Raw genomic sequence first — 22,019 nt, forward strand, 5'->3', positions numbered from 1 at the left:
ACGCTGCGTACAACTCTGGAGGTACCGTAGCCGCCGACCGGGTATCTGGAGGCCTTCGGCGACGGATTGCTCAGCCCAGAGCCCAAGAAACGGCTGTGGTCTAGGCCACGAAACCGGAAGCGCGCAGGGTCAGCGCAGGGCCGTCAGGTCCAGCAGAACCCGCCCGGTCTGCCGTTCCACCACGTCGCCGGCGCGGTCCGCCGGGACCACTTCGTAGTCCGCTCGCCAGGACTCCGATGCGATGTCCGCCAAGGCCTGACCCACCGCATCAGGTGCCAGCGCGGTCCGCTGCAGGTTCACCGGCAGCACCCGCAGATCCCGACCGATCAGCTGGTGCAGGTCGATCGTGGTGAACTCACCGGACTTGTAGCCCAGTACGGCGATCCGCCCGCCCGGAGCGATGTGCCCGAGCACGCCACCGGCCACCGGACCACCCATCGTGTCGATGGCGGCGTCGCACCACTGCAACTCCCGGCCGACCTGGCCCAGCCCGTCCACGCGGACGATCTGGTCGACCAGTCCGGCCGTGCTGTCGATGGAGTCGACCTCCGAGACCAGACCGATCACTCGAGCCGCACCGGCCGACCGTGCGATCACCGCACACATCCGCCCGATCAGGCCAGTGACACCAGTGACCACCACAGTCTCGCCGGCCAGCACCTCAGCAACCCGACGTACTGCGGTGTGCGCGGTCAACGCGGGCGTCAGCAGTGCCAGCGCCGCTGCGGGCTCCATGGACTCAGGCAGCCGATGTACGGCGGAATTCGGCACAACGGCGTACTGGCCCCATACGCCGGGCTTGGTCGCGCCAACACCCTCGCCACGGACCACAACCGCCGTACCGGGCTCGATGACGTCCGAGCTCACCACGACGCCAGTTCCCTCGGAGCCAGGAACAAACGGCACCGCTGGCTGTTTGCCGGCCAGTGTCGTCCGGTCGAGCGTAGTCACCGCGGCCAGCCGCATCTCCACCAACGTCTCACCTGGACCGGCAGCCAGCTCGACCTCTTCGGCCTTCAGCTGCTCCCCTGGTCCATGACTGCGCAACACAGTCCCCCGCGTACTCATGCCTCATCCCCGTTCACCACGTGTACTACGTTCAACAAGATTTGATATCTGATCACGACATCGACCAGACAAAACACACGTCTCACCACGCGACAACCTCCGTCGCGAGCGGCCGGGTCAGGACCTCGGCCGCCGCGGACCGCGCGGCGGACACCCCGTCGCTGCCCATCGGGAACGGCCAGTCACTCCCGGCCAGCACCCGCTCGGGCCCGAACGTCTTCGTCAGCAGTTCCAGTACGGCGTCGTCGTGCACCAGGTCGTCCACGTAGAACCGGCGCAGCGCGTCGGCCACCGGCAAGGACACCGGCTCGATCCCGGGCCGGGCCTGGTCGATGCCACGCTGCCACCGGCCGGCGACCGCCGCCGTCACACCACCCCCATGGCACAGGCAGAACCGGATGCCCGGAAACCGCCCCGGCACGTCCGCGAAGACGAGCGAAGCCGCCGCCACTCCGGTCTCGTACGGATTTCCCAACAGGTTCGACAAGTAGAACGAATCAAGCCGCTTGTCGTCACTGGCACCCGGGTGAATCAGCGTGAACGCCTCGACGGCATCCAGCACCTGCCAGACCGGATCGAGCCCCGCATAGCTCGGCGTACCGAGCGCGAAACCGCTGAAGACGCCCTCGCCGGCCAGTCCGGCAGCAACACCAGGTGCGGCCGGGTCGAGCAACGGCAGATGCGCCAGCACCCGTAGCTGGGGTGTGGCGAGCTCACGGAGGCCCTGGTTCACCAGCTCGGCCCATTCGACGCCGGCGTCGTACCGGAAGAGCGCAGGGGGAACGGACACCACGGCGCCGTCGAGGTCCTGTTCGGCGATCCAGTGCAGCAGTGCGGCCGGGTCGGCGAGCCGGCCGAGCGGCAGCCGCTCACCGTCGACAACCAGGGAACCGTTGTCGATGGTGAGCCCGAACTCGCCCCGGTGCGCCGCCGACAGCACGGTCGGCGGGATCAGGTGCGTGTGGACGTCCCATCCGGCCATGTCAGCGGGCGTCCTCGTCGTTGTCGTAGAAGTCCGGCCGCTCCGGGTAGTGCGGCCCGTCGTACACCTCCAGCAGGACGGAGGTCTCCTCGGCGCGCGTCGGACCGTGGACGACGCCCTTGGGGTTCCAGTAGAAGCTGCCCTTGGTCAGCGTCGTCCCGGTCGGCAGGTACACGTACCGGCCGGACAGGCAGAACATGAACTGGTTCGAGGCGTGCTTGTGCTCGGACGGGATGCCCGCGCCCTTCTCGAAACGCACCAACGCGATCGACGCCTCGGTCTCGGGGTCCCGCCACAGCATCTTGTGGGACAGCCCGTCCAGCGACTTCTCCACCCACTCCAGGTCGTCCGTCTGCAGCAGGATCTCGCGCAGCGGCTCGTCGAACCCACTCACGGCGCCTCCCGACCGGTGATCCGGGTGTACAGCTCCTCGGCCACTCCGGTACCCATCGGCGCGACGGCGGCGACATGTCCGTCCGGACGGATCAGTACGACGCTCTCCGGCGGTACGCCGTACCGCTTGGTAGCGACGCTTCCCGGGTCGAACAACGCACGATCGCGCAGACCGGAGTCGTGCGGAGCGTCCCATCTGGACACCGCGTAGTGCTTCAGCGCGGGTGACTCGTTCACCGGGATCTCCGGACGCCGCCGGACGTCGGTGAAGTACAGAGCGACGAACGCATCCCGGGCCAGCTCGTGGATCGTCGTACGACCGGTGGGCGCCTGCAACACGAGGTCGGGCGCCCGGTCACCGGCACGCACGGCCGGCGGCTCAGCCGCGGTGGCCACCATCGACCAGTCCCCGGACCCGTCCACGTCCAGCCGCACGCTGAGCAAGGTGCGTGTGTACGCCGTCGCCCAGTCACTCGTGCCAGCGGTAACGGCCCCCTGCTGGAAGGACATGTACTTACGCGCAGCCTCGGCCATCTCGCCCGAGCCCTCGATCGCGACCGGCCGCTGCTCCTGCTCGTACCCGTCCAGCAACGCCGGCTCTGCCCAGCCACGCAGTACCCAGGCCAGCCGCCACGGCAGGTTGGACGCGTCCAGCGCACCGGTGTTCAGACCGAGCGCCCACATCGGCGTGATCAGGTGCGCGGCGTCACCCATCAGGAACACCTTGCGGTCCTTGGTCCACTGCTCGGCGACCCGGTGGTGCACGTTGTAGATGACCGTGCCGAGCAGCTCGATCCGGTCCACCTCACCGATGAACTGCTTCACCTTGACCAGCAGGTCCTCGTCGTCGGGCGTGTCGGCACCGGGCGCCAACGGGAACAGGAACCGCCAGTTGTCCGGCTGCCGGATCAGCACCATCCACTCGGACTTGTCCGCGAAGTACGCGAGGTACGGGTAGTCCCTTGCGTTGTTCACGTCCAGGTCCACCACGACGTCGATCAGCATGTACCGCTCGGGCAGGGTCTCCCCCACCACCTTCACGCCGAGCGCGTCCCGGATCCTCGAACGCCCACCGTCACAGGCCAGCAGGTACGACGCCTCCAGCTCCTGCGGACCGTCCGGCGTCTCCAGCTGCAGGACGACGCGGTCGTCGCGGACCTCGAACGACCTCAGCCGGTGTTGCGTCCGGACCGGCTCCGGAAGGGCCGCGGCGAGCAGCGGCTCCATCTTCTGCTGCGGCAGATTGATGACGAACGGGAACTGCGTGTCGTTGACCAGCTCGGCCAGCTGCACCGAGGCACGGGGCGTGTTGGTGGCCCGGTCGATGTCACCGATCTCGTCGATCCGCAGTGCGGCCCCGAGGATGCCGTCGACCGCGCCGTACCGGTTCCAGATCTCCAGCGTCCGGCTCAGCGTCGTACCGGCCTTGGTGTCGGACGACAGGACCGCGTCCTCCTCCAGCAGCACGTACGGGATGCCGTAGTGCGCCAGACCGAGCGCGGTGGTCAGACCGATCGGTCCGGCACCCACCACGGCAACAGGCAGCTGTTCAGTCACTCGTCTACTCCACGAAGCTCGTGAGTTTGGCAAAGGCACGTTCTCGAGTCAGCACCGACCCGGTCATCGCGGCCGCATCGGACAGCAGGAAGAGCAGCGGACCGACCACGTCGTCGGCGTCACCGATACCAATGGTGTCCTGCCAGTGCTCCCGGTCCGCACCGACGTTCGCACCTCGGAACTGTTCGGTGTCGATCACGCCAGGCGCGACCACGTTCACCCGCACGCGGTCACCGGCCACCTCCCCCGCCAGCGACTTGGCGAACGCCACCAGCGCCGCCTTGCTCGCCGCGTACGCCGCAGCGCCCGCGTATCCGGTCGACGCCATCCCGGAGGTGAACACCACGACCGACCCGGACCGCTGCGCCACCATGTGCGGTACGACGGCCTGACACACCCAGACCACGCCGTCGAGGTTCACCTGCAGCGTCCGGCTCCACTCGCCCGCGTCCATCTCCAGCACGCTCGAACGCGGCTGCACGGCCGCACCGGCCACCAGGCCGTCGATCCGCCCGTACCACTGCAGCACGTCTTTGACAGCGACCTCGACCGCGGCTTTGTCCGCGACGTCCACCTCGACGTACTCGATCCCGTCCGCTGGTGCGGTGACGTCCAGGACGACCGCCGTACCGCCGGCAGCGTTCACTCCCGCGGCCAGCGCGGCGCCGATACCGCGGGCACCGCCGGTGACGACGACGACCTCACCGGTCGCATCGAAGCTGGCCTTCATGGCGTCTCCTTCTGCTTCGACGTCATGGTCTCGGTGATCCGCTGGAACGCACCGGCCAGGTGACTGCGCAGCGCCTGCTCAGCAGCGTCCGGGTCGCGGGCCACACACGCGTCCAGGATCGCCTGGTGCTCCTGCCGGCTCCGCTCGATCAGGAATGCGGTCGGCCGGCTGCCGAACCGGTACCGCTCGCTGTTCTGCCACACCGGCTCGATGGCTCGCGGCAACCACTGCGAACCGCTGGCCCGGTAGATCGCGAAGTGAAAGTCCGCATGCGCCTCGCGAGCGCCCGCGGAGTCCTCAGCCCGCGACAACCGCAGGTGCTCGGCCAGTGCCACCGCCGCCTTCGCCAAGTCCTCGTCCGTGAACCGGGACGCAGCCGCCCGTACGGCGAGACTCTCCAACGCCAGCCGGGTCTCGTGCGTGTCGCGCAAATCCGATACGGACAGGTCACGTACCCAGGCGCCGCGGTGCGGGATGATCTCGACCAGCCCGAGCGCCTCGAGACGCCGGAGTCCTTCGCGGACCGGCATCTGGCTCATCTCGAGCCGACTGGCGAGCTCGACGAGGCGCAACGGCGTACCGCTCGGGAGTTCGCCGGACAGGATCAGCTGGTGCAGCTCGGCCGCCGCGTGCTCAGCGAGCGTACGGCGTCCGCCCTTGCCACCACCTGGCAACAGTTCCAGTGGCCCACTCACGCTCGGGTCACCTTGTTCCGCAGCTCGCCGAGCTTGTCGGACCGGGTGACGACCACGTCGCCCTCCTGCAGGAAGACCTGCGGTTCGCGGGCGTTGCCGATGCCGGCCGGCGTACCGGTGAGGAGCAGGTCGCCAGGGCGCAGCGTCATACCGAATGAGAGCTCACTGATCAGCGTCGCCACGTCGTACGCCATCTGCCGGGTCGACGCGTCCTGACGGACCTCGTCGTTGACCAAGCACTGCAGGCGAATGTCCTGCGGGTCGCCGACCTCGTCGGCGCTGACGATCCACGGGCCGAGCGGCATGGTGTCGTCGATGCTCTTGCCTTTCAGCCATTGCCCGCCGTGCGCACGCTGCAGGTCCCGCTGGGACACGTCATTGGCCAGCATGTAGCCCCAGACGTGGTCGAGCGCCTCGTCGACCGGAATGTTCTTGCCGGTCCGGCCGATCACCAACGCGACCTCGGCCTCGTAGTCCCACTTGGCGGAGATCGCGGGATCCCAGGCGATGTCGTCGTACGGACCGATCACCACGTCCGGGCCCTTGGTGAAGAACGTCGGGTGCTCGGGACGGTCCACGTCCTGACCCTCACGTTTGCCCTTGCTCTCCTCGAAGTGGTCCCAGTAGTTCCACCCCGTGCAGAGGATGTCCCGCCGGAACCGCCGCAACGGCGCCCGCAGGATCTCTTCGCTGAAAGGGATTTCCACACCGGTGGGCGTCGCGCCACCAGTGATCACTTCCGTCAAATCTGTTGCTTGAAGCAACGTAACCGTGTCGCCCTCGAGCACGCCGGGCACGTCCCGGCCGGCGTGCTCCACCATCACGTACCGCATCTCAGGTCCACTCGACGCCACGCACAGAATCACCCCTCACTCGTCCACGTCCTCGCTTCGCTCCGGGCGCGGACGAGGCACCGAGCGGGCTGCGCTTGGTGATGACCTCGCTTCGCTCGGTCATGCGATCACGGCGATCGCGGAGATCTCGATCAGGTAGTCAGGATGCGCGAGCTTGCTGACCTCGACCATCGTCGAAGCCGGCAAGGGTTCCGTGAAGTACTGCGCCCGGATCTCGTGGATCTTGGCGAAGTCCTCCATGTTGCGCACGTACACGTCGACCCGGCACACGTCGTCGAGCGTGCCACCGGCCGCCTCGGCCGCCGACTTCACGTTCTCGCACACCTGCCGGGTCTGCTCCCGGACGTCCCCGACCCCGGCGATACTCCCGTCGGGGCGACGCGCGGTCATCCCGGAGACGAACACCAACCGGCCGGTCGCCTCGATCGTGGTGGCCTGCGAGAACACCCCGTTCGGGCTCCGCAGCGCCTCGGTGGTCACCTGTGTCTTCGGCATCAGCTCAACACCCCTCCTGCCGGGACGACGGCACCGACCGCGCGGGCGGCCGCCAGCAGTCCGTCCAGTCCCGATCGCTCGATCAGTACGCCGCGCCGCCGCTGCTGCGCCGCGCGCTCGGCCTCGATCTCCCCCGGAAGATAGAGCCGGTTCACCCCGGGAGCGGTGGCGCTCCCGCGGACCCGCGCGGCCAGTCCCGAGGACCGCCGCCGGAAGTCCTCCACGCCGCCCATCAGCTCCGGGTCGATCGCCAGGAACAGGTGCGCGCAGTCGTTCGGCCGGTCGGGCTCGCGATACAGCGGGCGGACCTCGTCACCCCAGCCGCCACCGCTCAGCACCCCGGTGAGTACGTCGATCATCAGCGCCAGCCCGAAACCCTTGTGCCCGGCGGCCGGGAGCAGCATGCCGAGGACCGCCTCGTCCGGGTCCGTGGTCGGCGTACCGGAGGAGTCGGTCGCCCAGGTCTCCGGGATCGTCCGCCCTGCCGACGCCGCGAGCCGGATCTTGCCCAGCGCAACGGCCGACAACGCCATGTCCAGCACGATCTCCACGCCCGCGGAGGTCGGTACGGCGATCGCCAGCGGGTTGTTGCCGACGATCCGCTCGGCGCCGCCCGGGGCCGGCATCAGCGGCGTGGTGTTCGACATTGCGATACCGATACACCCTGCCTCGGCGGCCTGCATCGCCCAGCGGCTCGCGGCCCCGAAATGGTGGGCGTTGCGGACCGAGACGATGCCGATCCCGTACCGGCCGGACCGCTCGATCGCGTGCCCCATCGCCTGCGGGCTGGACAGCTGCCCCATCCCGCCGCGCGCATCGACCACCATCGCGGCGCCCGCGTCGTACAGGATGTCGAGCTCCCGCTCGCGGGTGACGCCGCCGGCCTTCAGGCGTTCGACGTACATCGGGACCAGCATCACGCCGTGCGAGCTGACACCGCGCAGGTCCGCCTCGACGAGCGCAGCGGAGATCACGGCCGCGTCCTCGGAGTCGAACCCGACCGCGGAGAACACCGCCGAAACGGTCGCCTCCAGCCATTCGGGCCGTACCAGCACGCGCCGGTCCGCATCGGAGGCTTGCGCGGTCATCGGGTCTCCCTAGCCCACGGGAGGAGCAGGTGCTCCAGCAGGGCCAAGCCGTAGAACAGGACGATGCTCATGATGCTGAGCAGGGTGATCGCGGCGAACGCCAGCGTGGTGTCGGCGCTCGCGCCGGACTGCTGGATCACGTAGCCGAGTCCCTTGGTGGCGCCAACGAATTCGGCGATCACCGAACCGATCACGGCCAGCGAGATCGCGACCTTGAAGCCGGTGAAGATCTGCGGCATCGCGTACCGCAGCCGGAGCTTGAAGAACTCCTGCGCCCGGCTGGCGTTCAGCGAGCGCATCAGCTCGACCAGCTCGGTCGGGGTCGACTTCATCCCCTGCGCGGTCGAGATGACGATCGGGAAGAAGCACATCAGCAGCACCATCACGACCTTCGGCCACTGCCCGAAACCCATCCACACCACCAGCAACGGCGCGACCGCGACCTTGGGGATCGAGTTCACCATCAGCAGCAACGGGTACACCAGCCGCTCGAGGATCACCGAGCGGACGATCACCAGCGCGATCGGGACGCCGATCACGATCGCGAGCAGGAAGCCCTCGATCGTCTCCAGCAGCGACGTCCAGGTCTCGGACAGCAGGACGCCCGGCTGGTCGAGGAACTTGACCGCCACGTCACCCGGGCTCGGCACCAGGTAGGGCTCGATCGAGAACACCACGGTGGCGCCCCACCACAGCCCGACCGCGACCACCAGGCCGATGGCCGGTAACAGGATGGCCGCTCCGGTCGAAGTGGCCAGCCAGGATCTGCGTTTCATCGCGACGGCACCTCGTCCACCGGGCGGGCTTCCTTCTCGGCGAGCAGCGCGTGCAACCGCGCGCTGATCGTGGCGACCTCGGTGACATGGGAGTCCTGGCCGAGGCTGCGCGGCCGCGGGATGTCGATGTCGACGACCTCGCGCATCCGGCCGGGCCGCGGCGTCAGCACCACCACCCGGTCGGCGAGGACCACGGCCTCCTCGATCGAGTGCGTGACGAACACGATCGTGGTGGACAGTTCCATCTTGATCCGCTGCAGTTCCTCGGACAGCTCGGTCCGGGTGAGCGCGTCGAGCGCCGAGAACGGCTCGTCCATCAGCATCACCTGCGGGTCGCGGATCAGCGACCGGCACAGCGACACCCGCTGCTGCATGCCGCCGGACAGCTCGTGCGGCAACCGCCGCTCGAACCCCTGCAGCCCGACCAGTTCGAGCAACTCATGCGCCCGGTTCCGGTACGCCGCCTTGCTGCGATCGCCGGCGCCCTTGTCGATCTCGACCGGCAGCAGCACGTTCGACACCACCGAACGCCACGGCAGCAACGCCGGGCGCTGGAACATGAACGAGACGTCCCGGCGCGGCCCGGTGACGGGCTCGCCCGCCACCTGAACCGCGCCGTACGTCGGGGGCAACAGTCCCGCGATCAGCCGGAGCAGCGTGGACTTGCCACAGCCGGACCGGCCGATCAGCGTGACGAACTCGCCGCCGCGAACGTGCAGGTCGATCTTCTCGAGGGCGGTCACCTGGCCCTCGCGTCCGTCGAAGACCTGTCCCACGCCGTCCAGGCGAATCATCTGTTGCCGGTTCTCCTAGTTCGTCGGGGCCAGGCTGGTGGTGACGACGTCCTGCGGGGTGAGGGAACCGGCCGGGACCGCCTTGGACTTCTCCAGCAGCGCGATGATCTTCTTCACCCGCTCGACGTCGACCTCACCGAGCGACCCCTTGAAGGTGGCCGGCTTGGTGTAGTCCTTCATGATCTGGAGTTCCTTGGTGGCGACCTCGAGATCGGTGCTCGGGACGTACTTCTTCAGGATCGCCGCCGACCCGGCCGGGTCGTTCACGGTGTCCTGCAGGCCCTTGAGCAGCGCGGCGGTGAACTTCTTCACCTGGTCCGGGTGGTCCTTGGCCAGGTCGCTGCGGGTGATGATCGCGTTGCCGTACAGGTCCGGCAGCTCCTTGCCGTAAGACAGGAAGACCGCCTTGCGGTGCTGCGGGTCGGCCTTCTCGATCAGCGGCTGGCCGACCACGAACTGGCCGATCACCGGGACCTTCTTGCTGGCCAGCAGCTGCGGCAGCGCGGGCGGCGGCGACGGGATGAAGGTGACCGACTTCGGCGGGATGCCGACCTTCTCCGCGTAGACGCCGAACATCACCGTGTTGGTCGAGCCCGGCTGGTCGCCGACGCTCTTGCCGACCAGGTCCTTCGGCGTGTTCACGCCGTACCCCTCGAGCGACATCAGACCGGCCAGTGACGCCTGGTGGATCATGCCGACCGTGGTCACCGGAAGCTTCTGCTTGGCGAGGGTGATCGCGACCGCGGTGAAGTCGCCGATGCCGTAGTCGGCCTGACCGCCGGCCACCAGCTTCATCACGTCGACGGTGCCGGAGCCGGGGCTGATCTTGACGTCGAACCCGGCGTCCTTGAAGTACCCCTTCTCCAGCGCGACGTACGCGTACGCCTCGCGGCCGAAGGTGTTGAAGGACGTCAGGTAGTTGACCTTCTGCAGGCCGTTGTCCGCGTCCTTGCCTTTGTCGTCGCCGGAATTGCACGCACTGACCAGGGCGAGCCCCAGGACCGTCACCAGCGCGATGACGGAACGCCTCAACCTCATATCGACCTCTCTCGTCCCGATATTTGATCAAACATCAAATATTGAAGGGTGGTCAATTCGCCCGCGGGGTCTTCACGGGGACTTAACGTCGTCCGCCGCGCCGGGTCCTCGCAGTCCTGCTCGCCACCCGTCTGGAGCTTTCCCCATGCCCGTCCGTAACCGACCGGGCACCCGCCCCGACCACAGACCGTACCTGCCAGAGCAGCAGATCGCGACGCCCGCGAGGGCCGAACCGGGCCGGACACCGTCAAATTTACGTAAACCCTCAACTTCTTGGTGAGACAGCACACGCCCGGCGGCCGATCCCTCCACGGAGGGAGGTGGCGCCGCCCCCGCTTTGACACGATGTCACTGTGAGAGACGTGGCGCGACAGCTCTGGCGGGCGATCGGCAGCCTGTGGCGTCCGTCGACGTACCTGCGCTGGGTGTACCTGCTGCTCGGCGCCGCGCTGGTACTGGCGTTCATCCTGGTGGACAGCGCACTCGGCGCCGTGGTCTCCGATCTCGGGCTGCCGAAGGTTGCCACCGGCATCATCTGGGTGGTGATCGGGCTGCTGCCGCCGATCGCGCTCGGGCTGCTGCCGGCGGTCCGCGAGGTGGAGGGCATCGCGGTCGAGTCGCTGCTCGCGGTGCGGTTCGAGGAACGGCCGCTCGGCCCGGCGCGGACCTGGGCACAGCGGCGGCGGACCGCGCTGTGGTTCTGCCTGCACCTGCTGGCCGGCGGCGTGGTCGGGATTATCAGCACGATCGTGGTCGGCCTCGGCGCGGTCTGGCTGGCGGCGCCGTTCCGCTCCCCCGGCTCCCGCGACATCGTCCCAGGCTGGTCGTACGACGTCCGCGGCGACTGGACCGACCTCTGGATGCCCGCGGCGGCGATCGCCGGACTCGCCGGACTGTTCCTGCTGTCCGCCGTCGTCGGCGCACTGCTCGCGTACCTTGCGCCGCAGGTCCTCGGCCCGACCGCGGCGGAGCGTATCGAGCTGCTCGAGCAGCAGACCGCGACGCTTGCCGAACGCAACCGTCTCGCCCGCGAGCTGCACGACAGCGTCGGGCACGCGCTCAGCCTGGTCACCATCCAGGCCGCGGCCGCCCGGCGGGTACTGGCCAGCGACCCGGAGTTCGCCGAGAACGCGCTGGCTGCGATGGAGACCTCGGCGCGCGCCGCGCTCGCCGATCTCGACCACGTTCTCGGACTACTGCGGGACGACCGCCGCCCGGGGACGCGGACCACGCCGCAGGCAACGCTCGGCGGCCTGGACCGACTGGTCGAGGCGACCCAGGCCGGCGGGATCACCATCGAGGTCGAGCGGTCTGGCGACCTGGACCAGCTGCCCGCGGCGGTCTCCCGGGAGGCGTACCGGATCGTCCAGGAAGGTCTGACCAACGCGATCCGGCACGCCGGTCGCCCGGCCGACGAGCTCGCTGTCGACCTGTCGATCCGGCTGGACACCTCCGGTCTGCGGCTCGCCGTCACCAATCCGGTCAGCGGCCGGTCCGACCACTCGGGCGGCGGCCGTGGACTGGCCGGGATCCGTGAAAGAGTCGCCGTACTGCGGGGCACGGTCGATGCCGGCCCGGTGAGCTGGCGGGACGAACCGGGCTGGCGACTGGCGGTGCGGTTGCCTGTGAGCATGACGACGAAGGGATGACATGAACCTGTCGGTGGTCGTGGTCGACGACGAGCCGCTGATCCGCAGCGGACTGCGCGCCATCATCAACGCCGAGCCCGATCTGACGGTCGTCGGCGAGGCGGGGGACGGCGCGGAGGTGCTCCCCGTGGTCCGCCGGACCGGCGCCGACGTCGTGCTGATGGACGTCCGGATGCCCGCCGTGGACGGCATCCAGGCGACCCGGCTGCTGCTCGACAGCCTCGACCCGGCGCCGCGCGTCCTGGTCGTCACCACGTTCGAGAACGACGACTACGTGTACGACGCGCTCCGGGCCGGCGCGTCCGGGTTCCTGCTCAAGCGGACCCCGCCGGACGACATCATCGCGGCGATCCGGACGGTCGCGCGCAGCGAGTCGCTGCTGTTCCCGGAGGCGATCCGGTCACTGGCGCTCGCGCACGCGGGGTCGCGGACGCCGACCGGCCTGGACGAGTACCAGCTGACCGACCGCGAGCAGGAGGTGCTGCGGCTGATGGCCCGCGGGCTGTCCAACGCGGAGATCGCCGGCGAGCTGATCCTCGGTCTGCAGACGGTCAAGACGCACGTCGCGAACGTGCTCGCCAAGCTGAACGCCCGGGACCGGACGCAGGCAGTGATCCGCGCGTACGAATCAGGCTTCGTACCGCTGCATTAGGTGCGCGCTGGGTCCTCGGCCTCGGCGAGGGTGCAGGCGTTGTGCAGCGGGTCGACCGCGTTCGCCTTCATCGCGAGCCGCTGCAGCAGCATCCGGAAGCTCGCCCGCTCGGACTCGTCCAGGATGCCGAGCATCTCGTCCTCGGTCGCGCGCAGCCGGCGCTCCAGATCACAGAGCGCTTCCCCACCCTGTTCCGTCGGGGCGATCAGCCGCGCCCGCCGGTCGGCCGGGTCGGGCCGGCGCTGCACCAGACCGGCCTTCTCCAGGTCGTCCAGCAGGTAGGTCATCACGGTCCGGTCGACGCCCAGCTGCGCGGCCAGGTCGAGCTGCCGCTTCGGGCCCTCGGCCGAGGTCGTCGCGAGCACCTGGTAACCCCGCGGACCGCCGGGCAGGCCCTCGAGCGCGGCCGCGGACGCCTTCGCGTACCGCCGGAAGACGACGCCCAGCGCCCAGCCGAGATCGGCCTCAACGGGCGCACCGCTGGCCTCGGCGGGCTCGACTCCGCGCGGACTCCGGGCCGCGACCTCAGGCGAAGTACTGGACATGTCCCCATCGTACGTGGTGTACGCCACCCGGAATACGATCTGACTTGTATATGTTCTGCTTCACAGATTATCTTGGGAGCATCTCAACCCGAGCATTCCCCTCAACTCGATGGAGACAGAACGTATGAGCACCCTGCTACGCGTCGACGCCAGCGTCCGGCTGGACGGTTCGGTGTCGCGTGCCCTGGCGGACAGCGCGGAGGCCGCCTGGAAGGCGGAGCACCCGGACGGTGTCGTGGTACGGCGTGACCTCGGGCAGCACCCGCTGTCCGCGACCCTGTGGCCGACGCTCGTCGCCGCCCAGCTCGGCCAGGAGCCGGCCGCCGGCTCCGACCGGATGCCGCTCGCAGAGGCCCAGGCGCTCGCGGACGAGCTGAAAGCCGAGATCGTCGACGCCGACGCCGTCCTGCTCGCCGTACCGATGTACAACTACGGCATCGCGCAGAACGTGAAGACCTGGATCGACGTGCTGGTGATCGACAAGGACCTCGCCTTCGGTTCACGTCCGCTCGTCGGCCGGCCGGCGATCTTCGCGATCGCCCGCGGCGGCGGCTACGGCCCCGGTACGCCGAAGCACGGCTGGGACCACGCGACGCCGTACCTGGAGCGGATCTTCGGTGACGTCTTCGGCATGAACATCCGGACCGCGGCGGCCGAGCTCACCCTCGCCCCGGTCACCCCGGGGATGGAGGAGCTGATCGACGCGTCCAAGGTCTCGGAGTCCGAGGCGCACGTGGTGGCGGAGAACCACGGCACCGTCGTGGCCCGCGAACTGATCGGCAACGCCGCCTGACGGAGCGGACCTCCAGCACTACACAATCGCCGCCGGCGAGCGTCGCAGAGCGTGGGCTGCCGGCTGTCAGGCCGATTGATGAGTGCTGGAGGTCCGCTTCCACGTCGACAGCGTCACGGACAACGTGACGATCGCGAGCTCCGGCAGTACGGCGATCTGTTGCAGCAACTCGCGATAGTTCAGGTGCCGGGCGCTCGGCGTCATCAGCACCAACTGCTCCACCGCGGTCCGATCGAGCGCCATCGTCTCCTCGATCACCTCGCTACCGACCCGTTCGAACTCCCCCGCCAGCGACTCGTGTAGCCGCCGTTCCTTGTCCTCGTCGACACTGACCATCCCGAGTACGCCGACCAGCTCGGTCAGGTGCCGCTGGTTCGGGGTGACCACGAGCAGGCGGCCGGTGGGCGCGAGGACCCGCGCCATCTCGGCGGCGTTCCGCGGGGCGAACACGTTCAGCATCAGCTGCGCGGACCCGTCGACCAGCGGGAGCTCACGCCAGGCGTCGCAGACGACCGACGCGATCCGCGGATCCACCTTCGCCGCCCGACGGGCCGCGTACTTCGAGACGTCGAGGGCGATGCCCCGGCGCTGCGGGGACAGACCGAGAACACCGGCCAGGTAGTAGCCGGTGCCGGCGCCGACCTCGACGACCAGATCGTCCTCGCCCAGCTCGGCGTTGAGGATCAGGGCGTCCCGGATCGGGGCGTAGTGGCCGGTGCCGAGGAACACCGTGCGGGCGCCGACCATCGCGGCCGAGTCGCCGTCGATCCCGTTCGAGGCCGCGGGCAACAGGTTCAGGTAGCCCTGCTTGGCGAGGTCGAAGGCGTGGCCGCGCGCGCACCGCGCCGTACGGTCGTCCAGCACCAGCCCGTCGGCACAGACCGGGCAGCGCAGGACGGCAACGAGGTCGGCTTCCATGCCGCCTACGTTATGTCGCGGCTCGTGATCCTCGCCCAGGCAGCGGTGTAGAAGACGACGAGGTACCCCGCCTGGAGCAGCAGGTTGCGCCCGATCTCGTGCCAGTACGGCGGATCTCGGAGCAGGTCGGCGAAGGACTGCCAGCGGTACATCAGCAGCCACGGGTGGATCGCGTGCAGCTGCGGGATCGCGGTCATGATGCCCAGGACGATGAACGTCCCGAAGGTCGCGGCCATCGCGGCGAGCGGCGTCGAGGTCAGCGAGGAGACGAACAGCCCGATCGCGGCGAGCCCGAGCAGCGACAGCGAGATCACGACGGCGATCCCGAGGGCGCGCAGCAGGCCGTCACCGAGCGAGACGGTCGAACCGGAGAGCAGCAGGACGTCGCCGACCGGGAACAGGATGAACCCGAAGATCAGGCCGGACAGCCAGATCGTCATCGTCGCGGCCAGGCAGAAGACCGCGAGCGCGACCATCTTCGCGGCGAGCAGGCGCGAGCGGCCGGCGGGGGCGGTGAGCAGGTTGCGCAGGGTGCCGAGACTGGCCTCGCCGGCCAGCGACTCCCCCGAGATCACGGTCACCGCGGTCGGCAGGAAGAACGGCAGCGACAGGCCGAGGGCGGCGACAATCAGGAACAGCCCGTTGCCGGCGATCTGCCCGATGAACCCCTCGGTGCCGCCGTCATTGCCGGCGATCTTGATCGCGATCCCGATCAGCAGCGGTACGGCGGCAAGCACCCCGAGCCCCACCTGCGTCCGAGCCCGCCCGAAAACCAGCCGCAACTCAGAGAGGAACAACGCCAACGTATGCCGCCCAGCACTCGGCCTCCCGGCGACGACCTCGGCGTGCTGGGAAGCGGTGGGGCGCGCGGGCTCAGCCGGTTGCGCCGCGGTGGCGCGTGCGGGCTCAGCGGTGACCGGCTCGGGTGGGAGTTCACTCGGCGACATCGAAGCCCTCCCCGGTGAGGGCGACGAAGGCGTCCTCGAGGCTGGGGCGTTCCAGGCCGAAGCCGTGGATGCGGACGTCCGCCGCCACCAGCGCGGCGGCGAACTTCTCGATCGGCAGTTCGCCCGGATCGCCCTCGACGGTCTCGGGGGTCGTCTTCAGATCGGTGACGCCGAGACCCTGCAGCGTCTCGGCCGCCGTCGCGAGGTCCGGCGTACGGACGATCAGTTTGGGGCGGAGCTCGGCGCGCAGGTCCGCGACGGTGGACTGGCGCAGGAGCTTGCCGCGGCTCATCACCGCGGCGTGAGTGCAGACTTGCTCGACCTCGGCGAGCAGGTGGGTCGAGGTGAAGACCGTCGTCCCGTCGTTGGCGAGCTCGCGGATCAGGTGCCGGACCTCGCGGGTGCCTTGCGGGTCCAGACCGTTGGTCGGCTCGTCCAGCACGAGGAGCTCCCGGCGCTGCATCAGCGCGACCGCGATCGCGAGCCGCTGGCGCATCCCGAGCGAGTACGCCCGGACCTTCTTACCGGCCGCGTTCGACAGGCCGACCCGTTCGAGGGCCTCCCCCGCGCGCGCCTTCCGGGTCTTCGGGTCGGCGGTACGGTCGGCGGCGTCGAAGCGGAGCAAATTCGCCTGGCCGGTCCAGAACGGGTAGAACGCCGGCCCCTCGACGAGTGCCCCGACCCGCGGCAGCACCCGCAGGTGCGCCTTCGGCATCGGCTCGCCGAGCAACTCGACCGCACCGGAGGTCGGCGCGATCAGCCCGAGCAGCATCCGGATCGTGGTGGTCTTCCCCGACCCGTTCGGGCCGAGGAAGCCGTACACGCTGCCGGCCGGCACTTCCAGGTCGACCGCGTCGACCGCCACCTGCCCGCCGTGGAACCGTTTAGTCAGGCCGTGGGTGACGACCGGCGCGCTCGTCATCGTGCTGTTCAGCGCGGGGCCTTCGCCGCGGCGGCCTGCAGGGTGTCCGGGGTGACCAGTCCGACGAAGACCCGGCCGTCGGTGGTGATCAGCGCGCTCACCATCTTGCTGGTCAGCACCTTGCCCGTGCCCCACGAGCCCTGGACCGTCGGCGCCTTCGCGAGCAGCTGGGCCAGCGGGCCGTTACCGGTCAGGGCGGCGGTCTGGGCGCCCTTGATCATCGCGACGCTCTCCCAGCCGGTGCCGATCACGGTCGGCTTGGCCTGGGCCGTCCCCGGCTTCGGCGTGGCCGGCGTGGTCTGCTTCGGCGTCAGCTTGCCCGGGGCCTCGCCCTTCGACGGGACCTTCTGATCGGTGACCTTCACGCCCGCCGGCGGGGTGAACGTGAACGTGCTCGCCGCCGGTGTGCTGAACGAGACCGAGCTGAAGCCCACCTCGAGCGCCGGGCTGTTGCCGCCGCGCGGCAGCACCGTCACGTCGAGCGGGACCCAGGTCTTGGAGTCGATCGCGAGCGTCACCGAGCCGACGGTCGTCTTGTCGGTCTTCGGCACCAGGCTCATCTTGTAGGCGTCCCGGCCGGCGACCTTCTCGGTGCCGCTGACCTGGACCGTCGTGGTCGGGTCGATCGCGGCGAGGAACTGCTTGGCGACCGCCTGCGGGTCGTAGTTGCCGGGCTTCGCCTTCTCCGGCGTGTTCGAGTGCGCCGGGACGGTCAGCTTGGTGGCCTCGCGCTTGGCCGAGTCGTACGCCCAGGCGGTCTTGCCGTCGGTCGTCCAGACCCGCTCGGACTGGTTGTCCAGGATCGAGACGCGGGCCATGTTCGGAGCGGCGTACGCGACGCGCGCGGTGTGCTGACCGCTGAGCAGCTGGGTGATCTGCTCGCTACCGGCCGGCGCGCCGGGGATCTCGGGCAGGCCGAGGTCCGCGGTCGAGGTGACCGTGCCGCTGAGGCCGTCGACCTTCGCCGTCTGCACCTTGGCCAGCAGATCTTGTGCGGTGATGCTCGGAAGCTTGGGCGAGGCGTCCGCGACCATCGGCCCCAGAGTCCCCACCCCCGCGACCACTGCGACTGCCGCGAACGGAACCAACCACCGTCGACTGCGCTGTGCTACGCCCATGTGTACAGCCTCGCACCGGCGGCAACCGGAACCAAGGGTAGTCAGGGCAGGTTCACCCGAAAGAGTGAGACCGGCGTACGACCGTGGTCGTACGCCGGGGACTCAGCGTGACTGCAACGCGTCCAGGGCGACCGTCATCGCGGCGGCGACCCGGAAGTCCAGGCGCTGGTCCTGGACGGTGATCCGGTACCGGTCCCGGACTGAGATCTTCCGCTCCACCGAGAGCACCGCGGTGCCCGACTCTTCCTCGGTGAAGTCGAAGTGGAAGATGAACGGCAGCGGGATCTCCCCGACGATCGGGACGAACTCCCAGATCCGGCGGACGATCGCGATCGTGGCGTTCCGCTCGGTACCGGTCCCGTGCACGTGCCCGCTGGAAAGCAACCAGGTGGACCGGAGCAGGCTCTTGCCGAACTCCTTCTTGAACCAGCCGATCGCCTGCCCGTCGGCGTCGAACACGTCGTACCCGGAGCCGAGGTCGAGGGTCTTGCGGGCCTTGAAGGAGAACACCGGCTGGGTCTTGGTGTCGTCGGTGTAGAACGTCACCTGCTCCTTGAACGCCATCCGCTTCTGCTGCGCGAACGCGAGCAGCGGCCCGTCGCTCCCGTCCGGGTTGGTGGCGATCAGCTCGTACTTGTTCGCCATCAACGTCACCCGCTGCTTCATCGAGAACGCGGGCACGTAGGTGGGCGCTTGGGAGGTCATGCGGGCGAGTGTGTCAGACCACAGGCCGACGCACCGGTCTCCAAGCCTTCGGCAAGAGCCTGAGCAGTAGCTGAAGAATCGGCGAGTTGTACGACGAGTTCGCCGACTCCTTGCAGCGCCAGGTCGCGGGCGATCTCGACGCCCAACTCGACCGCCTCGGCCGGCGTACGGGCAGGTCGCCACAGCACTCCGAAGTCGGCTCGCGGGCGGTCGGCGCCGAGGTCGACGACCAGCGCGTCGGGCTGTCCCAGGTCGGTCGCGTCGCCGCCGACGACAACGCGGACCTTCTGACCGGAGGCCGGTACTGCGTTCGCGCCCGCCCGCAACGCGTCGTCGACGATCGACGTCGTACGGCGTCCCCATTCCTCGTGATGCATCGCCCAGGTCAGAGGTCGGCGCCTGGCCCAGCCGGACCGCACCAACTCGGGTGCCGCTGCGAACTCGTCGACGTACCCGACGCAGAGGTAGCCGACCAGTTCGATGTGCGCGGGCAGGTCGAGCACCGCGGCGACCTCGGCGGGTTCGAAGAAGGAGACCCAGCCGACGCCCAGTCCCTCGGCGCGGGCGGCGAGCCAGAGGTTCTGGATCGCGATCGCTGCGGAGAACCAGGTCGTTCGCGGATCCGCGTGCCGACCGAGAACGTGCCGGCCGCCGCGACCGGGGTCGCAGGTCACCGCGATGTTCAGCGGCGTGTCCAGGATCGCCTCGATCTTCAGCCCGTCGAACGCCGACCGACGGTCCTCCGGCAGCGACGCGGCGAACGCGTCGCGCTGCTCGATGGCGAGATCGTGCACCTTGCGGCGGGTGGCGAGATCGCGGATCAGCAGGAAGTCCCACGGCTGGCTGAGTCCCACACTCGGCGCCCGGTGCGCGGCTTCGAGCACCCGCGTCAGCAGATCGTCGTCGATCGGGACGTCGAGGAATCCCCGGCGGACGTCGCGGCGCTCGGCGATCACGCGATGCACCACGGCCCGCTCGTCCGCTGCGTACCCGGGCGCGGGCAAGCGACCGACGGCGACGGTCGCGTTGGTACTGCGTTGTTTCAGGATCAGAAGCTGCGCGCCACTGGCGAGGACGGCTGCCTCGGCGACACTGGGGACGCCCGCGAGCTGCTCGACCTGCTCGCTCGGCGTTGGCGCCGGCTGGTCGGCCAGCTCGTCGGTCGTGAACGTGCGCAGCTCTGCTCCGAGCTCGTCGACAAGCTGTCGCAGTGCCGGCTCGGTCTCGCGACCGGCGATCGTCACGACCAACCGCACGTCACCGTTGACGGCCTTGGCCACCAGGTCGGCGAGCTCGGAGTACGGCGTACCGGAGCGGAGGCCGACGCCGAGCACCAGGCTCATCGGACCCGCCCGCGGGCGGCGGCGACCAGGCGGGCCGGGACGTCGGGGGTGGCCGTCCAGTGCAGGTGCAGGTACGACGCGTGCAGGTTCGGGAGCGTGATGCCTTCGACGCCGGTCGGGAGATACCAGGCCGGCTGTACGTCGGCGTCGAGGTCAACCGTGGTGCGGTGGAACTCGTGCCCGTGGACGCGGCGGCCCTCGTCGAAGAAGGTCGTGGTGGTCGCGGCGACAGCTGTTCGGTACCCGAGGGTGAGGCGCGGCGTCATCCGGCCGGTTGCCGGGAGAACGCCGGTCATCGGGTGGCCGTCGAGTTCGCGGCAGAGGTAAAGCAGGCCGGCGCATTCGGCGATCACCGGCAGACCGGCGGCGACCTCGGTGGCGACCTGGTGGCGCAGCTCCTTGTTCGCGGACAGGGCCTCCGCGTGCAGCTCAGGGAAGCCGCCGCCGAGACAGAGCGCCGCCGTTGCCTCGGGCAACGTGTCGGTCAACGGGTCGAACGTGACAACCTCCGCCCCCGCCGCGGTCAGCAACTCCGTCGTCTCCGCATACCTGAAGGAGAAGACCGGTCCCCCAGCAACCGCAACCACAGGTCGCGCGGTCGGCGAGGGCGGTTGTTCGAGCTCTTCGCTTGGGTTCCAGGGGGTGGCTTGGTGGCTGGGGGCAGCCTTGGCGGTGGCGACGACGGCCTGGAGGTCGACGCCTTGGTGGACGAGTTCGGCGGCGGCTTCGACTGCTGCTTCGGCTTGGGCGCGTTGTTCGTCGGCGGGGACCAGGCCCAGGTGCCGGCTCGGGACGGTCAGCCGTGTGTCGCGGCGGAGGACGCCGAGGACGGGGACGCCGGTCGGCGCGACACCGGCGCGTACTTCGGTCTCGTGCCGGTCCGAGCCGACCTTGTTCAGGATCACCCCGGCGATCCGCACTTCGGTGTCGAAGGCAACGAAACCCTGGACGACCGCCCCGACGCTGCGCCCGGCCGCCGACGCGTCGACCACCAGCACCACGGGCGCCTGCAACAGCTTCGCGACATGCGCGGTCGACGAGAAACCCTCGGTCCCGAGCGCACCGTCGTACAGGCCCATCACGCCCTCGATGACGGCCAGGTCCGCGCCGGCCGCACCGTGCGCGAAGAGCGGGCCGATGCGTTCCTCGCCGGACAGCATCGGGTCGAGGTTGCGTCCCGGGCGTCCGGTGGCGACCGCGTGGAACCCGGGGTCGATGTAGTCGGGTCCGACCTTGAAGCCCGCGACCACGTGTCCGGCGTTCCGCAGCGCGGCCATCAGCCCGACCGCGACGGTCGTCTTCCCGGCTCCGGACGCCGGCGCCGCGATCACCACCCGCGGAATCACCACTCGATGCCCTTCTGGCCCTTCTGGCCGGTGTCCATCGGGTGTTTCAGCTTGGTCATCTCGGTGGCCAGGTCCGCCGCATCGAGAAGCTTCGGATGCGCGTCGCGTCCGGTGATCACGACGTACTGGTGACCGGGACGATCGACGAGCGTCGAGACCACCTCGTCGACGTCGATCCAGCCCCACTTCATCGGGTAGGTGAACTCGTCGAGTACGTACAGGTCGTGGGTCTCGGCGGCGAGCCGGCGCTGGATCTCGCGCCAGCCCTCGAGCGCGTCGGCGGCGTGGTCCGCCTCGGTGCCGGCCTTGCGGGACCAACTCCAGCCCTCACCCATCTTGTGCCACTCGACCGGACCGCCCTGTCCGGTCGCCGCGTGCAGTTCGCCGAGCGCCTTGAACGCGCTCTCCTCGCCGACCTTCCACTTCGCGCTCTTCACGAACTGGAAGACCCCGAGGTTCCAGCCCTGGTTCCAGGCCCGCAGCGCCATCCCGAACGCGGCGGTCGACTTCCCCTTCATCTCGCCGGTGTGCACCATCAGCAGCGGCCGGTTGCGGCGCTGGCGGGTGGTCAGTCCGTCGTCCGGTACGGCGGCCGGCTGCCCCTTCGGCAT

24 protein-coding genes are annotated in these 22,019 nt (G+C 69.4%); 3 read left to right on the forward strand and 21 right to left on the reverse strand.

All coding sequences use genetic code 11. The features are described from left to right. Positions 1–129 precede the first annotated feature (129 nt). The 12 genes from ACWGID_RS03190 to ACWGID_RS03245 form a co-directional block, all read right to left on the reverse strand. Complete coding sequence (locus ACWGID_RS03190; RefSeq protein WP_452193920.1) at positions 130–1,068, reverse strand: alcohol dehydrogenase catalytic domain-containing protein; 939 nt, start codon at positions 1,066–1,068, stop codon at positions 130–132. Between the two features lie 82 nt (positions 1,069–1,150). Continuing rightward, positions 1,151–2,050: an amidohydrolase family protein gene (locus tag ACWGID_RS03195; protein ID WP_452193921.1), complete on the reverse strand. Its 900-nt coding sequence runs from the start codon at positions 2,048–2,050 to the stop codon at positions 1,151–1,153. A gap of 1 nt (position 2,051) precedes the next feature. Continuing rightward, positions 2,052–2,444, reverse strand: coding sequence for a cupin domain-containing protein (locus tag ACWGID_RS03200; RefSeq protein WP_452193923.1), 393 nt, complete (start codon positions 2,442–2,444; stop codon positions 2,052–2,054). After that, complete coding sequence (locus tag ACWGID_RS03205; protein WP_452193925.1) at positions 2,441–4,000, reverse strand: FAD-dependent monooxygenase; 1,560 nt, start codon at positions 3,998–4,000, stop codon at positions 2,441–2,443. Before ACWGID_RS03205 ends, ACWGID_RS03200 begins: the two co-directional genes overlap by 4 nt. A 4-nt stretch (positions 4,001–4,004) precedes the next feature. Next, positions 4,005–4,730: an SDR family NAD(P)-dependent oxidoreductase gene (locus tag ACWGID_RS03210; RefSeq protein ID WP_452193927.1), complete on the reverse strand. Its 726-nt coding sequence runs from the start codon at positions 4,728–4,730 to the stop codon at positions 4,005–4,007. Beyond that, a complete protein-coding gene (locus ACWGID_RS03215; protein WP_452193929.1) occupies positions 4,727–5,425 on the reverse strand; it encodes a GntR family transcriptional regulator in 699 nt (232 codons plus the stop codon). The genes ACWGID_RS03210 and ACWGID_RS03215 overlap by 4 nt, the downstream gene beginning before the upstream one ends. Beyond that, on the reverse strand, positions 5,422–6,258 hold the full coding sequence (locus ACWGID_RS03220; protein WP_452193931.1) for a fumarylacetoacetate hydrolase family protein: 837 nt from the start codon (positions 6,256–6,258) through the stop codon (positions 5,422–5,424). Before ACWGID_RS03220 ends, ACWGID_RS03215 begins: the two co-directional genes overlap by 4 nt. 120 nt (positions 6,259–6,378) lie before the next feature. Next, positions 6,379–6,774, reverse strand: coding sequence for a RidA family protein (locus ACWGID_RS03225; protein WP_452193933.1), 396 nt, complete (start codon positions 6,772–6,774; stop codon positions 6,379–6,381). After that, positions 6,774–7,862, reverse strand: coding sequence for an Ldh family oxidoreductase (locus ACWGID_RS03230; protein ID WP_452193935.1), 1,089 nt, complete (start codon positions 7,860–7,862; stop codon positions 6,774–6,776). Before ACWGID_RS03230 ends, ACWGID_RS03225 begins: the two co-directional genes overlap by 1 nt. Further along, positions 7,859–8,638, reverse strand: a complete 780-nt coding sequence (locus ACWGID_RS03235) for an ABC transporter permease (RefSeq protein ID WP_452193937.1) — start codon at positions 8,636–8,638, stop codon at positions 7,859–7,861. Before ACWGID_RS03235 ends, ACWGID_RS03230 begins: the two co-directional genes overlap by 4 nt. After that, positions 8,635–9,432 (reverse strand): ABC transporter ATP-binding protein, encoded by a 798-nt coding sequence (locus ACWGID_RS03240; RefSeq protein ID WP_452193939.1) that lies wholly within the window; start codon positions 9,430–9,432, stop codon positions 8,635–8,637. Before ACWGID_RS03240 ends, ACWGID_RS03235 begins: the two co-directional genes overlap by 4 nt. 15 nt (positions 9,433–9,447) lie before the next feature. Then, positions 9,448–10,470 (reverse strand): ABC transporter substrate-binding protein, encoded by a 1,023-nt coding sequence (locus ACWGID_RS03245; RefSeq protein WP_452193940.1) that lies wholly within the window; start codon positions 10,468–10,470, stop codon positions 9,448–9,450. Positions 10,471–10,823: 353 nt separating this feature from the next. On the opposite strand from ACWGID_RS03245, the gene ACWGID_RS03250 reads away from it, so the two are divergent. Further along, positions 10,824–12,119, forward strand: coding sequence for a sensor histidine kinase (locus ACWGID_RS03250; protein ID WP_452193942.1), 1,296 nt, complete (start codon positions 10,824–10,826; stop codon positions 12,117–12,119). Position 12,120: 1 nt separating this feature from the next. Continuing rightward, positions 12,121–12,771, forward strand: a complete 651-nt coding sequence (locus ACWGID_RS03255) for a response regulator (protein ID WP_452193944.1) — start codon at positions 12,121–12,123, stop codon at positions 12,769–12,771. On the opposite strand, the gene ACWGID_RS03260 is transcribed toward ACWGID_RS03255, so the two are convergent. Next, entirely contained in the window at positions 12,768–13,316 is a 549-nt protein-coding gene (locus tag ACWGID_RS03260; protein ID WP_452193946.1) for a MarR family winged helix-turn-helix transcriptional regulator, read from the reverse strand. The two genes, ACWGID_RS03255 and ACWGID_RS03260, sit on opposite strands and share 4 nt — an antisense overlap. 124 nt (positions 13,317–13,440) lie before the next feature. Between ACWGID_RS03260 and ACWGID_RS03265 the strand changes: the two genes are divergently transcribed. Further along, positions 13,441–14,109, forward strand: a complete 669-nt coding sequence (locus ACWGID_RS03265; RefSeq protein ID WP_452193948.1) for an FMN-dependent NADH-azoreductase — start codon at positions 13,441–13,443, stop codon at positions 14,107–14,109. Positions 14,110–14,175: 66 nt separating this feature from the next. Here the strand turns inward: ACWGID_RS03265 and ACWGID_RS03270 are convergent, their stop codons facing one another. From ACWGID_RS03270 to cobO, 8 genes are all read right to left on the reverse strand, one after another. Then, on the reverse strand, positions 14,176–15,027 hold the full coding sequence (locus ACWGID_RS03270) for a putative RNA methyltransferase (RefSeq protein ID WP_452193950.1): 852 nt from the start codon (positions 15,025–15,027) through the stop codon (positions 14,176–14,178). A 5-nt stretch (positions 15,028–15,032) separates the two neighbouring features. Next, positions 15,033–15,974: an ABC transporter permease gene (locus ACWGID_RS03275; RefSeq protein ID WP_452193952.1), complete on the reverse strand. Its 942-nt coding sequence runs from the start codon at positions 15,972–15,974 to the stop codon at positions 15,033–15,035. After that, on the reverse strand, positions 15,961–16,896 hold the full coding sequence (locus ACWGID_RS03280; RefSeq protein ID WP_452193954.1) for an ATP-binding cassette domain-containing protein: 936 nt from the start codon (positions 16,894–16,896) through the stop codon (positions 15,961–15,963). The genes ACWGID_RS03275 and ACWGID_RS03280 overlap by 14 nt, the downstream gene beginning before the upstream one ends. An 8-nt stretch (positions 16,897–16,904) precedes the next feature. Then, positions 16,905–18,014 carry a LolA family protein gene (locus ACWGID_RS03285; protein WP_452193956.1) on the reverse strand — a complete coding sequence of 370 codons (1,110 nt, stop codon included), beginning with the start codon at positions 18,012–18,014 and terminating at the stop codon, positions 16,905–16,907. A gap of 102 nt (positions 18,015–18,116) precedes the next feature. Further along, positions 18,117–18,719, reverse strand: a complete 603-nt coding sequence (locus ACWGID_RS03290; RefSeq protein WP_452193958.1) for a hypothetical protein — start codon at positions 18,717–18,719, stop codon at positions 18,117–18,119. After that, complete coding sequence (gene bluB, locus ACWGID_RS03295) at positions 18,716–20,062, reverse strand: 5,6-dimethylbenzimidazole synthase (RefSeq protein WP_452193960.1); 1,347 nt, start codon at positions 20,060–20,062, stop codon at positions 18,716–18,718. The genes ACWGID_RS03290 and bluB overlap by 4 nt, the downstream gene beginning before the upstream one ends. Then, positions 20,059–21,411: a cobyrinate a,c-diamide synthase gene (locus ACWGID_RS03300; RefSeq protein WP_452193962.1), complete on the reverse strand. Its 1,353-nt coding sequence runs from the start codon at positions 21,409–21,411 to the stop codon at positions 20,059–20,061. The genes bluB and ACWGID_RS03300 overlap by 4 nt, the downstream gene beginning before the upstream one ends. Beyond that, positions 21,405–22,019: a cob(I)yrinic acid a,c-diamide adenosyltransferase gene (gene cobO / locus ACWGID_RS03305; RefSeq protein ID WP_452193964.1), complete on the reverse strand. Its 615-nt coding sequence runs from the start codon at positions 22,017–22,019 to the stop codon at positions 21,405–21,407. The genes ACWGID_RS03300 and cobO overlap by 7 nt, the downstream gene beginning before the upstream one ends.

Source organism: Kribbella sp. NPDC054772, from assembly GCF_053611945.1.